The sequence below is a fragment of the Solidesulfovibrio alcoholivorans DSM 5433 genome, from assembly GCF_000702665.1.
GTDB lineage: Bacteria > Desulfobacterota > Desulfovibrionia > Desulfovibrionales > Desulfovibrionaceae > Solidesulfovibrio > Solidesulfovibrio alcoholivorans.
On record NZ_JNJA01000004.1, the window covers coordinates 1 to 11,834 of the forward strand.

The 11,834-nt window shown below is 57.8% G+C and carries 10 protein-coding genes and 1 tRNA gene; 9 read left to right on the forward strand and 2 right to left on the reverse strand.

Translation table 11 applies throughout. The annotated features are described in order from the left end of the window. Positions 1 to 453 precede the first annotated feature (453 nt). Positions 454 to 684, forward strand: coding sequence for a hypothetical protein (locus Q368_RS0108425; protein WP_156955666.1), 231 nt, complete (start codon positions 454 to 456; stop codon positions 682 to 684). A 154-nt stretch (positions 685 to 838) separates the two neighbouring features. On the opposite strand, the gene Q368_RS24455 is transcribed toward Q368_RS0108425, so the two are convergent. Further along, entirely contained in the window at positions 839 to 1,546 is a 708-nt protein-coding gene (locus Q368_RS24455) for a recombinase family protein (RefSeq protein WP_084158716.1), read from the reverse strand. A gap of 665 nt (positions 1,547 to 2,211) precedes the next feature. On the opposite strand from Q368_RS24455, the gene Q368_RS24460 reads away from it, so the two are divergent. Then, complete coding sequence (locus Q368_RS24460; RefSeq protein ID WP_084158717.1) at positions 2,212 to 3,291, forward strand: tyrosine-type recombinase/integrase; 1,080 nt, start codon at positions 2,212 to 2,214, stop codon at positions 3,289 to 3,291. Positions 3,292 to 3,331: 40 nt separating this feature from the next. On the opposite strand, the gene Q368_RS0108430 is transcribed toward Q368_RS24460, so the two are convergent. Beyond that, positions 3,332 to 3,426 (reverse strand) — tRNA-Ser (locus Q368_RS0108430). A 154-nt stretch (positions 3,427 to 3,580) separates the two neighbouring features. Here Q368_RS0108430 and Q368_RS0108435 point away from each other — a divergent pair. From Q368_RS0108435 to Q368_RS27275, 7 genes are all read left to right on the forward strand, one after another. Continuing rightward, entirely contained in the window at positions 3,581 to 4,753 is a 1,173-nt protein-coding gene (locus Q368_RS0108435; RefSeq protein WP_029458624.1) for an aminotransferase class I/II-fold pyridoxal phosphate-dependent enzyme, read from the forward strand. After that, a complete protein-coding gene (locus tag Q368_RS0108440; protein ID WP_029458626.1) occupies positions 4,750 to 6,051 on the forward strand; it encodes a homoserine dehydrogenase in 1,302 nt (433 codons plus the stop codon). The genes Q368_RS0108435 and Q368_RS0108440 overlap by 4 nt, the downstream gene beginning before the upstream one ends. A gap of 123 nt (positions 6,052 to 6,174) precedes the next feature. Then, the gene (locus Q368_RS0108445) at positions 6,175 to 6,816 is read left to right on the forward strand and encodes a DJ-1/PfpI family protein (protein ID WP_029458627.1); all 642 of its coding nucleotides are present in this window, start codon (positions 6,175 to 6,177) and stop codon (positions 6,814 to 6,816) included. A 69-nt stretch (positions 6,817 to 6,885) separates the two neighbouring features. Continuing rightward, the gene (locus Q368_RS0108450) at positions 6,886 to 8,091 is read left to right on the forward strand and encodes a cofactor-independent phosphoglycerate mutase (protein ID WP_281174619.1); all 1,206 of its coding nucleotides are present in this window, start codon (positions 6,886 to 6,888) and stop codon (positions 8,089 to 8,091) included. Positions 8,092 to 8,100: 9 nt separating this feature from the next. After that, positions 8,101 to 8,535: an acyl-CoA thioesterase gene (locus tag Q368_RS0108455; RefSeq protein WP_029458629.1), complete on the forward strand. Its 435-nt coding sequence runs from the start codon at positions 8,101 to 8,103 to the stop codon at positions 8,533 to 8,535. A gap of 24 nt (positions 8,536 to 8,559) precedes the next feature. Beyond that, a complete protein-coding gene (locus Q368_RS0108460; RefSeq protein WP_029458630.1) occupies positions 8,560 to 9,345 on the forward strand; it encodes an amidohydrolase family protein in 786 nt (261 codons plus the stop codon). Between the two features lie 103 nt (positions 9,346 to 9,448). Further along, on the forward strand, positions 9,449 to 11,827 hold the full coding sequence (locus Q368_RS27275; RefSeq protein WP_029458631.1) for a bacteriohemerythrin: 2,379 nt from the start codon (positions 9,449 to 9,451) through the stop codon (positions 11,825 to 11,827). Positions 11,828 to 11,834 lie beyond the last annotated feature (7 nt).

An 11,834-nucleotide genomic window follows, 5' to 3' on the forward strand; every position in this document is an offset into this window, starting at 1 on the left:
TTTTTTATTTTAATAAAGTGAAAATCAATGCGGATACCACGGATACCATGCTTTTGTGTGGGGTCCGTATTTTCACCAATAACTGCAAGGGCGCGGGTGCCATGGATACCAAGAATACCATTTTTTTAAATTAAGCAATAAAATAATTATATAAAACAAATTTTGATATTGGAATTGAAAAACTGGCATCCGTGGTATCCATGGCATCCGCAGCCTTATTGCAATTGATTATTCCCCACCCACCCTGGTGTAGTAGCAAAAATTTGGGGTCCGCATCAACAAAAAAAATAAGTTCATGCCAAAACTCAAACTTAAACTATAAAATTTGTTTTACCTCAAAAAAATTAAAGGTATAATGAGTGAAAACCACAACAAATGATCGCAATCCGATACTAGTCTGCCTTATCCGTCATTTGTTTGCATTTTTTGAAATTAATTAAAGGAGGATACTTTATGTCCACAATTGATGATGATTGTTTTGAAGGTCTTATTGAGTTTAGAGTGTTTTTCGATGATGAGGAATTATTTTGTAAATTTTTACACCACTGTATCCAATTCTCAATGGATAATAATGTTGACCATGTGTTTGTTAATGAAGATGGTCGGTTTGTTGCAATTGAATATTCAAAAAATTGCCCAATTTATATCGACGATTTCGACAACAACAATGAAGCTACAAATTGATTTTGTAGTTACTTTGAATCTTGTAGATATTACTGATACTTGTTGAACGATATTTTGCCATTGGTTTTGATATTTCTACTTGATACAGTTTGTATACTATACACTTTAAAAATGTGTCATTGCAAATAAAACCGGCAATGACACATTTTATTTGCTATTTTTCTAATGCAATAATTTTATTCAGATATCGATGACATTGTGTCACACTCCATTTTCCTTCTCCGGTGAATGTTTTGATTCCTATCTTATTCAAATAGTTTGCCATTTTATTTAAAGTAAATTTAGATTCTCTCATCATTGTAAAAATCGGTTGTAATTTTTTAACAAATTCAGTTGATTCTTCTTGTCTTTTTTTGTTGGTTAAACCGATCCTTGGATTCCCAAGTTTTTTACCATTCTTTCGAGCGCGTTCTAATCCCATTTTTATTCTAGAGCTCATTAGTTCTGTTTCAAATTGGGCTATACTGCCAACAATGTTAAGAATTAACCCTGTTATCATTTTGTTTTCATTCGTCAAATGTATGTTTTGTTTTATACATATTAACTCTACTTTTTTCTTTAGTAAAGCTTCAATGATTTCTTGAGTATCCAACATTTTTCTGCTTAAACGAGAAATCTCCGTACAAACTAGCACATCGCCCGTTTTCACTTCATCTAGCAAATTCCAAATTCCTCTCACTCCTAAATCTTTTTTAGCTGATATTTCGAAGGCAATTTCTTTGTATTTAGTAATTTTATTTTTATTGAACCAATCTGCTAAACACAACCTTTGAGTTTCCAAATCTTGCCCACGATTTTTGGTGCTCACCCTCATATATCCATAGTACATCGCTATTTTCCTTCTGATTTTAACATACCACATCAAGTGATTGTGTGTGTAAAAATAATTACAAAAAATATTTTCCCGGAAGTAAACTAAATTTTTAAAAATTTCAGTTGGATTGAATTTTAAAAATATATTTTTGGGATTTGCATCCCTGCCTTAGTGGCTTTTTTAAACAAACATTTTCGGTGGGCTGAAATATAAATTTATAACTTTGTTTCAACTGAAACTTTTTGCCGGATTATTTTAAGGCTACACCTGCCCTTGATCCAAAAAAATCATCATGGATTCCATTTTCTTTGTTTACATTCAAATTTTGTATACTAAAATTATTAAGAAAACGCGCCCAATCTTTCATGCATATTATGTGGATAACTCTAGGAGGGGTAGGAATGAGTCAAAAGCTGTTTGTTTTAGAAAGAATTATTTTTTTTATGTTAGATAAGGTTTTATTTATATTTATCTGCCTTAATCAGATTTTATAACATTTTGTTCGCTTGATTAAGATATGACCAGCCAGGACCTTTCATGCCTTACCCATGCGGAGCTAGCTAACTTACTAAAGCTTGCCCCGGATACAGTTCGAAATATTTGGAGGGACTTCCCTCATTATTTCGTTACGCCCAAAGGTTGGAATACTCCACGGCTTGAGTCTGCTCGTTTCGACTATTTTGAAGTATTAGAGTATTGTAAGGAGAAAAGCCATGGCAATTCGCGATTACAAAGGTCCGGGGGGGAAGTATCGAGTGTACTTCAAGTTCCTGGGAAAACAGTACAGCAAAATTGTACAAACAAAAAACGAAGCAAAAGAATGGGAGGTGCTGGAGAAGAAACGGCTTGCCAAAGAAATCGTAGACCAGAAAGATTTGATGTATTCGCTGGCATCTAAATTATATCTTGATGACTGTTCAATACGCATGCAGCCTGGTACTGTGAGTGAAAAATTGTCACATTATAAGAATTTTGCATTATTTCTTAAAAATGATATTGCTGTTAAAAATGTGTCAATTGAATTAGCAAGAACATTTATTTGTACTGTACAATCTGCAAAAGGAAATAAATCTGCCAACAGAAATTTACGTAATCTTAAAGCCCTTTGGAATTGGCACAAAAGAGAAGGGCGTGTGGTACACAACCCTTGGGACAAGGTGTCCACTTTACCCGAAGAAGAGATTATAAAACAGGTGCCAACACAAGATGAAGTTTTTTCTATTTTGATGGCTGCGCAACCGTGGGAAAAAGATTACCTTCAAATGCTCCTTAAAACAGGTGCGCGTCCTGGTGAAGTTCGTCGTCTACGGTGGGATGAAGTCAATTTTGAGCGTCGCGTCATTTTTTTATGGACCAGAAAGCGTAAAGGCGGACAAAAGACTTTTCGTGCTGTGCCCATGAATGACACTTTATATGAAATTTTAAGCAGAAGATGGAAGGGAAAAGGACATGATACTCACGTATTCATTAATCCTGAAACTGGACACCCGTGGTCAAAACATAACCATCCCATCAAATATATGATGTCTAGACTTTGTGAGAAAGCCGGCATTAGAACATATGATCTTTATAGCCTTCGGCATTACGTCGCCCAACGGTTAGTTGATATGGATAAAGCGTCCCTTGGGGATATTCAAAAACTCCTTGGTCACAGACGAATGACCACGACTGACAATTACCTCAAAAGTTTAGCACCAGACCTCGCTCGGTTAGGCAGGGCACTTGAGGATGAGTTCCCGAGCGATCAAGGTGAAAGTATGCATGAACGGTATGCACAAGGAGCCGAAAAATGAAAAACCCGGGCTCCTTTCGAAGCCCGGGAATATAGGCAGCTGGCGGAGAGGGAGGGATTTGAACCCTCGAACAGGGTTTAAGCCCCGTTACCCGCTTAGCAGGCGAGCGCCTTCGGCCAACTCGGCCACCTCTCCGCAACACGGCTTGATAAACACTTGGCCCCGGCCGGTCAAGAAAAATTCCGCCATGTCGTGCACATCCTTTGCTTCTGACCCTTTACAGAGCGCCTGCCCCGCGGCTATGCTCCCCCCTCGGCATCAGCCAGCCCCCTCAAAAGGAGTCCAGGGCATGAAAAAGTTCGCGCGTATGGAGCGCCTTCCGCCATACGTCTTCGCCACCGTCAACGAACTCAAAATGCAGATGCGGCGGCGCAACGAAGACGTCATCGACCTCGGCATGGGCAACCCCGACCTGCCCACGCCCCCCCATATCGTCGAAAAACTCGTCGAAGCCGCACAGAAGGCCGTCAACCACCGCTATTCGGCATCCCGGGGCATCAAAGGCCTGCGCAACGCCATCTCCGGTTGGTACAAGCGCCGCTTCGACGTGGACATCGATCCCGAAACCGAGGCCGTCGTCACCATGGGCGCCAAGGAAGGCCTGGCCCACCTGGCCCTGGTCATGCTTTCGCCCGGCGACGTCGTTTTCGCCACGGACCCGTCCTATCCCATCCACCCCTATTCCTGCATTATCGCCGGGGCGGACGTGCGGCGCATCCCCATCAGCTGCGACCGCGATTTTATCGAGGACCTGCTCGCGGCCACCAGGCAGACCTGGCCCCAGCCCAAGCTCCTCATCATTTCCTTCCCGCACAACCCGACCACGGCCACGGTCGATGTCGCGTTCTTCCAGCGTATCGTGGATTTCGCCAAGGAACACGACATCATGGTGATCCATGACTTCGCCTACGCCGACTTCGGCTTCGACGGCTACCAGCCGCCGAGCTTTTTGCAGGCCAAGGGGGCCAAGGACGTGGGCGTCGAGTTCTTCTCGCTCACCAAAAGCTACTCCATGGCCGGTTGGCGCGTGGGGTTCTGCTGCGGCAACCCGGAGATGGTGCACGCCCTGACGCGCATCAAGAGCTATCTGGACTACGGCATCTTCCAGCCCATCCAGATCGCCGCCACCGTGGCCTTAAACGGCCCCCAGGAGTGCGTGCGCGAGATCATGGACGTTCACCAGGACCGGCGCGACGCCCTCATCGAAGGTCTCGCCCGGGCCGGCTGGGACGTGCCCGCGCCCAAGGCGACGATGTTCGTCTGGGCCAAGATTCCCGAGCCCTTCGCCCACCTCAAGTCCGTGGAGTTTTCCAAGCTGCTCCTGCGCGAAGCCGGCGTTGCCGTCTCGCCGGGACTGGGTTTCGGCCACTTCGGCGACGACCACGTCCGTTTCGCCCTGGTGGAAAACCGCCACCGCATCAACCAGGCCATGCGTGGCATTAAAAAGGTGCTTTCCGGATGAACGCCGTAAGCGACGCCCCCGTTCGTATCGGTTTGGCCGGATTCGGCACGGTCGGATCCGGCCTCGTGACCATTCTGGAGCGAAACGCCGACTGGATCAGGCGGCGTCTCGGGCGTGACCTTGTGCTTAAAAAAGTGCTGGTGCGCGACGTCTCCAAGCCGCGCGCCGTGGCCCTGCCCGAGGGCGTCGCCCTGACCGCCGATCCTGACGCTCTCGTCACCGACCCCGAGATCGACATCGTGGTTGAACTGATGGGCGGCATCGACGCGGCCTTTGCGCTCATCCACAAGGCGCTTCATGCCGGCAAGCACGTGGTCACGGCCAACAAGGCCCTGCTCGCGGAGCGCGGGCCGGAACTCTTCGCCCTGGCCGCGCAAAAGGGCCTGGGGCTTTACTACGAGGCCAGCTGCGCCGGGGCCATTCCCATTGTCGAAACGCTCAAGGAATCCCTGGCCGGCAACCGCATCAAGAGCATCATCGGCATTTTAAACGGCACGGCCAACTACATTCTCAGCAGCATGAGCGACAAGGGCCTGCCCTTTGCCGACGCGCTGCGCAAGGCCCAGGAACTGGGGTACGCCGAAGCCGATCCGACGCTCGACATCGAAGGCCTCGACGCCGCGCACAAGCTCATCCTGCTCATCCGCCTGGCCTACGGCCAGAACCTGCCGCTGTCGCGCCTGTTCGTGGAAGGCATCACCCGCGTGACCCCCGAAGACATCCGTTTCGCCGGCGAGTTCGGCTACACCATCAAGCTCATCGGGCAGGTCCACGAGGCCGGCGGCAAGCTCGTGGCCGGCGTGTGTCCCATGCTCGTGCATCAGGACTTCCTGCTGGCAAGCGTCAAAGGGGCCTACAACGCCGTGCGCGTGGAAGGCGACGCAGCCGGTTCGATCCTCCTGCACGGCCGGGGCGCGGGCGACCTGCCCACGGGCAGCGCCGTTCTGGCCGACATCATGGCCCTGTCCCGCGCCGGCATGACGCCCAACAACACCGGCTTTGTCACCGAGCCCCTGCCCGACGCCGATGTCCTCGACCTCGACGACGCCGTGTGCCCGCACTACATCCATTTCACGGTCAAGGACCAGGCCGGGGTCATGGCCGCCATCTCCAAGTCCATGGGCGTGCACGGCGTCAGCATCCGCCAGGCCGTGCAGAAGGGCGAGCCCGAGGACGGCTACGTGCCTATCGTCTTCCTCACCCACGAGGCCCCGGAACGCGCCATCCGCGGCGTTCTCGACGACGCCGCCGATATGGCGTTCATCAAACCGGGGACCGTGCATTTCAGGGTGCTGTAGGGACAAGGAAAAACAAAGAATGCCTCCGGCGGCCAGGAGGGGCCGAGGGCCCCTCCTGGACCACCCCGATAGGGGGGAGGCGAGGGCCGGCGCAAGCCGGTTTTTTTCGGGAAAGCGGAAAGTATGGACGGAAAAAGGATCGAGGTGGCCATTCTGGTCTTCCCGGATGTGGAGCTGCTCGATTTCTGCGGCCCCTACGAGGCGCTTTCCGCCTGCCGTCTCGATGAATCCCGGCGGCGGGAGGAGCCCTCGCCCTTTGCCTTGCGCCTTGTCGGGGCGACGCTTGATCCCGTGGGTTGCGCCAACGGCCCGCGATTCTTGCCCGATGTGACGCGCGCCGACTGCCCCGTGCCGGATGTGCTGCTTGTGCCAGGCGGCTGGGGCGTGCGCGCGGCGCTTGATGACGCGGCCCTCGTCGCCTGGATCGGGGAGACGGGGTGCAAGGCCGGGGTAGTCGCCGGCGTGTGCACGGGGTCCATGCTGCTCGGCAAGGCCGGTCTGCTCGAGGGCAGGCGCGCGACCACGCATTGGCGGTCCCTCGACTGGATGCGCGCCTCCTACCCGGGCGTCACGGTCGTTGCCGACGCGCACGTGGTGGAGGACGGCACGGTCCTGACGAGCGCCGGCATCAGCGCCGGCATCGACCTCGGCCTGCGCCTTGTCGCCCGCTTTTTCGGCGAACCCCTCGCCCTCGCTACGGCCCGCCACCTGGAGTATGCTCCCCCCGTCAACAACAAGCGGAGAGTCTCCCTCTCCCCCCTTTAAAAGTTTTTGAAGAGAGTCCAGAGAGAAACTTTTTTCAAAAAGTTTCTCTCTGGCCGCCGGAGGCATCTCTTGTCCAAATCCAAACTCATTTTCCTCATCGCCGACGGCATGGGCGATCTGCCGATCGAGGCTCTTCATGGGCGTACGCCCATGGAGGCGGCGGCCACGCCCGTCATGGACCGCTTGGCCCGGGAGGGCATGGTCGGGCTTTGCCGCACCGTGCCGCAGGGCATGGCCCCCGGTTCCGACGTGGCCAACATGTCCCTGCTCGGGTTCGACCCGGCCGCCCACCACACCGGGCGCGGGCCCATCGAGGCCGCGGCCCTGGGGCTCGCCCTGGCCGGCGACGACGTGGTTTTCCGGCTCAACACCGTGACGGTGAGCGAATTTTCCGACGACGGGATCATGCGCGATTATTCCGCCGGGCATATCGCCACGGCGGTGTCCACGCAGCTCGTGGAATCCCTGGAGCGGGAGTGCCTGCCCGAGGGGTATGCGCTTTTCCCGGGCGTGCAGTACCGCCACCTGCTCGTGGCCCGGGGCGCGGCGGACAAGGCCGAGGCCACGCTCGCCGTGCGTCCGCCCCACGACATCACCGACCAGGGCATCGCGCAGGACATGGCGCAGTTTCGTCGCGCGCCGGCCTTGTGGGACTTCGTACGCCGGGCCGCTACGGTGCTTGCCGGGTCCGCCAACACGAGCAAGGCTAACGCGGTCTGGCCCTGGGGCCAGGGCAGGGCGCTGACGCTTCCCGATTTCGCCGCGACCTTCGGCCTGCGCGGCGCGGTGGTTTCGGCCGTGGACCTGGTCAAGGGCCTGGGCCGGGCCGCGGGCATGGCCGTGCTGGACGTGCCCGGGGCCACGGGGCTGCTGGACACCAATTACGCGGGCAAGGTGGCGGCGGCGCTTGATTTTCTCAAGGAAGGCGATTTCGTCTTCGTCCACGTCGAAGCCCCGGACGAATGCGGCCACGGCGGCGACGCGGCGGCCAAGACCGAGGCCGTGGCCCGGTTCGACGCGCAGGTGGTCGCGCCCATGGTCGCGGCGCTCGGGGACGACGCGGCCTTCCTCATCGCCTGCGACCACCCCACGCCCATCGCCATCCGCACGCATACCGCCGATCCCGTGCCTTTTCTTTTCTGGAAGCAGGGCGTAACCCCTTCGGGCGCGGCCGCCTTCAGCGAACGGGAGGCCGCGAAAACCGGCCTTGTCGTCGCCCCGGGGCATGCACTTTTGCCAAGGGCCGCCGCCTGGGCCGGAAAGGGCGGCAACTAGGTCCGGCACATGGCGCTTTTCCTCAAACCCGAGGATTTCCCCTCGCCCGACTCCCGTTTGCGGCTGACGGTCTCCTACGGCGAGACCGACCGCATGGGCTACGCCTATTACGGGCACTATCCGCATTGGTTCGAGCGGGGGCGCGGGCATTTCATCCGCGAGCGCGGCATGAGCTACGCCGAGGTGGAAGCGCGCGGCGTGTGGCTGCCCGTGCGCGACCTGGCCGTGCGCTATTTGCGCCCGGCGCATTACGACGACGAAGTGGTGGTGCGTACGGCCGTCAGCGCCTGGGGCCGCGCCTCGATCAGCTTCGCCTACCAGCTTTACGGTCCGCCGCAGGACGGGACGCTCCTCGCCGCCGGCGAAACCCTGCACGCCTGCACGACGCCCGAGGGGCGGCCCATGGCCGTCCCGGACTGGCTGCGCGGGTTTTTTTCCGTCTAACCTTACCCCTTCCCCGCACGCATCATGTTCATCGACATCCATACGCACGCCTACCATCCGAAAATCGCGGACAAGGTCCTGGCCCAGCTTGAAGGGCATTACGGCATCCACCCCGTGGGCACGGGCCAGATCGACGACCTGCTCGCCCGGGCGACCGCCGCGGGCCTGGACAAGGTGGTGGTCCACAACGCGGCCACGGCCCCGGCGCAGGTGGTGCCGGCCAACAACTGGGCCATCCGCATCCACCGGGAAAATCCCCGCGTTATCTCCTTCGGCACGCTGCACCCGGATTTCCCGGATTTCGAGCGCGAACTCGAGCGCCTGTGGCGCAACGGCATCAAGGGCATCAAGTTCCACGCCGACTTCCAGGGCTTCCGCCTGGACGACCACCGCCTGTGGCCCATCTTCGAGGCGCTTTCCGGACGCTTCACGGTCATGCTGCACGTGGGCGACCGGCTGCCGCCCGAGGAGAACAACTCCTGTCCGGCCAAGGTCGCGGCCATCCTGCGCGATTTTCCGCATCTTACGGTCATCGCCGCGCACATGGGCGGCTACCTGCACTGGCAGTACGTGCTCGAGCATCTGGCCGGCAAGGACGTCTATATCGACACGTCGAGCACGTTGGCTTTCATCGACGACAACACGCTCTCGCGCATCGTCGCCGCCCATCCGCGCGAGCGCATCCTTTTCGGCAGCGACTATCCGCTTTTCGACCCGGGCGAGGAGATCGTCCGGCTGCGCAAGCGCTTGGCATTGCGCGATTCCCAGCTCGAAGCCCTCCTTTCCGCCGGAAGCGCACTTTTCCGATAGCAAAAATGTACATTGACTTCCCACCAGGGCTCGTGCTGGAACGGCAGAGCCCCGGCGGTTCGTTGCGGGAGGCTTTCTCCCAGCCGGGCCAAGGAGTTTGCGTATGAGCATTCGGTTGCAGATATTGTGCTCCCTTGGCGTGATGTTCCTTTTAAGCTGTGTCATGTTCGTGCCCACGTGGCGCGTCTACACGGACCAACGCGCCGACGGGGAGACCGTGGCCCTGACGAAGGTGCAGCGGGATAGCGCACACCAGATTGCCAAGGATGCCGTGGTGCAGGCGCGACGCGGCGTATCCGGCAAGGACGCCTCCGGCTGGGACGCTGCGTTTCGCCCCCGGTTCGAGGCACTGGAACGCGCCGAGGCTGTGCTGACCAAGGGCGGGGTTGTCTCCGCCGGCTCCCGTACCTTTCACATCCAGGAACCCGAGGCGGAAGCCGCTGCCCATTACGCGGACGTCAACCGCCTGATCAAGGCTTTCGCCGCCGATGTCGCGGCATTGTCGAGCAACAGCGACGATGCGGCCGTGGAGAAGGTCATGACCTCCTCCGAGGCCCTGACGGCGGCCTTGGACAAAGCGCTCGACACAGTGCTGCGGGAGGACCAGGCCGACCTCGGCAGGCTCATGCTCATCGAGGCGGTCTGTCTGGGTGTGGGCGCGGTGGTTTTCCTGCTGGTGCTGGCCGCGCTTGGCCGTACCCTCAAGCGGCCCCTCGACCGCTTGCGCGCCTTCGCGGCGGCCGTGGCCGGCGGGGATCTCAAGGCCGCGCCCGAAGGCGAGTATCCGCTCGAACTCGGGGAATTGCGCGACGCCCTGGCCCACATGGTGACGGCCCTCGAAGCGAACATGGCCGAGGCTCGCAGCAAGGGAGCCGAAGCCGAGCGGCATGCCGCCGAGGCCGATCAGGCCCTGGAAGCCGCCAAGGTGCAAGAGGCCCGCACCAACGAACTGCTCGCCACCTTGCACGATGCCGCCGGCAAGGCCCGTAATGTATCCGAATCCATGATGGACTCCTCGGGCAGCCTGTTGGCCCAGGCCGAGCAGGTGGCTGGCGGCGCCAGGCATCAGCGCGACCGCATGATCGAAACCGCCACGGCCATGGAAGAGATGAACGCCACGGTGCTCGAAGTGGCCCGCAACGCCTCCTCGGCCGCGGCCAGCGCCGACGAGGCCAAATCCAAGGCCGTCACCGGGGCCGAAGGCGTGCGTTCGGCCGTCGCCTCCATCGAGAACATCCGCCAGCGCATCCTGGAACTCCGGGAGTCCATGACGCTGCTTGGGCAAAAGGCCGACAATATCGGCCACATCATGAACGTCATTTCCGACATCGCGGACCAGACCAACCTGCTCGCGCTCAACGCCGCCATCGAGGCGGCCCGCGCCGGCGACGCCGGGCGCGGCTTCGCCGTGGTTGCCGACGAGGTCCGGAAACTCGCCGAGAAGACCATGACCGCGACCAAGGAGGTCGGCGACGCCGTGGCTTCCATCCAGGGCCAGGCCCGGGAGAATATCGCAGCCGTGGAATCCGCCGCCGCCGGCATCGAGGAGAGCACGCAGGCCGCTGCGTCCTCCGGCCGGTTCATGGACGAGATCGTCGGTATCGTCGAGGCCACGGCCTCCCAGGTCGAATCCATCGCCACCGCCTCGGAAGAGCAGTCCGCCACCTCCGAGGAGATCAACCGGGCGGTGGAAGAGGTCAACCGCATCGCCGAGGACACCGCCTCGGGCATGGAGACCGCCACGGCCGCCCTGTCCGCCCTGTCGTCCCTGGCCGAAGAGCTTGACGACGTCATCCGCCGCATGACCGGGGAGCAGGGGACCGCGCGCCGCGTGCCCGCCGCGCCCCGCGCCGTGGCTGCCGCGTCCAGGCAGCCCTTGCCGTCCGCGCGCCCGGCGGCCAGGTCGCTCCCGGCCGCTGCCCACGCCAAACCCAAGGCCAAGCCCTTGCCCGTCGCTTCCCGTCCGGCCCCGTCCAGGGCGCTGCCTGCCGCAAAGCCCGCCGCGCCCGTGTCCCGGCCCGCGGCGGCCAAGTCGGCTGCCGGCAACGGCGACCCCGCGGCCTGCTCCATCGGCAGCGCCATTTTGCAGTGGGACCAGTCCCTGGCTGTGAACATCGGCGACATCGACGAGCAGCATCAAAAGCTCGTACAGATGATCTGCGACCTGCACGAGGCCATGCGCACGGGCAAGGGCAAGGGGCAGGTGGAGTCGATCTTGCGCGAACTGGAAGAATACGCGGTGGAGCATTTCGGCTTCGAGGAAAAGCTCATGGAGAAGCACAAGTATCCCGGCTACCTCAATCACCGCAAGGAACACGAGAAGTTCGTGGACCAGGTCATCGCCTTCGGCAACGATTTCCGCGCCAACCGGGCCGCCCTGACGACGGAGGTCATGAACTTCCTCAAGAACTGGCTGGTCGGCCACATCAAGGGCACGGACAAGAAATACAGTTCCTTTTTCAACGAGCGCGGCGTGCACTGATCCGCTT

Bases quoted from the DNA above. Each gene is read 5' to 3' on its own strand.
- Q368_RS0108425 (WP_156955666.1), top strand. From the start codon at position 454: ATGTCCACAATTGATGATGATTGTTTTGAAGGTCTTATTGAGTTTAGA.
- Q368_RS24455 (WP_084158716.1), bottom strand. From the start codon at position 1,546: ATGTGGTATGTTAAAATCAGAAGGAAAATAGCGATGTACTATGGATAT.
- Q368_RS24460 (WP_084158717.1), top strand. From the start codon at position 2,212: ATGGCAATTCGCGATTACAAAGGTCCGGGGGGGAAGTATCGAGTGTAC.
- Q368_RS0108435 (WP_029458624.1), top strand. From the start codon at position 3,581: ATGAAAAAGTTCGCGCGTATGGAGCGCCTTCCGCCATACGTCTTCGCC.
- Q368_RS0108440 (WP_029458626.1), top strand. From the start codon at position 4,750: ATGAACGCCGTAAGCGACGCCCCCGTTCGTATCGGTTTGGCCGGATTC.
- Q368_RS0108445 (WP_029458627.1), top strand. From the start codon at position 6,175: ATGGACGGAAAAAGGATCGAGGTGGCCATTCTGGTCTTCCCGGATGTG.
- Q368_RS0108455 (WP_029458629.1), top strand. From the start codon at position 8,101: ATGGCGCTTTTCCTCAAACCCGAGGATTTCCCCTCGCCCGACTCCCGT.
- Q368_RS0108460 (WP_029458630.1), top strand. From the start codon at position 8,560: ATGTTCATCGACATCCATACGCACGCCTACCATCCGAAAATCGCGGAC.
- Q368_RS27275 (WP_029458631.1), top strand. From the start codon at position 9,449: ATGAGCATTCGGTTGCAGATATTGTGCTCCCTTGGCGTGATGTTCCTT.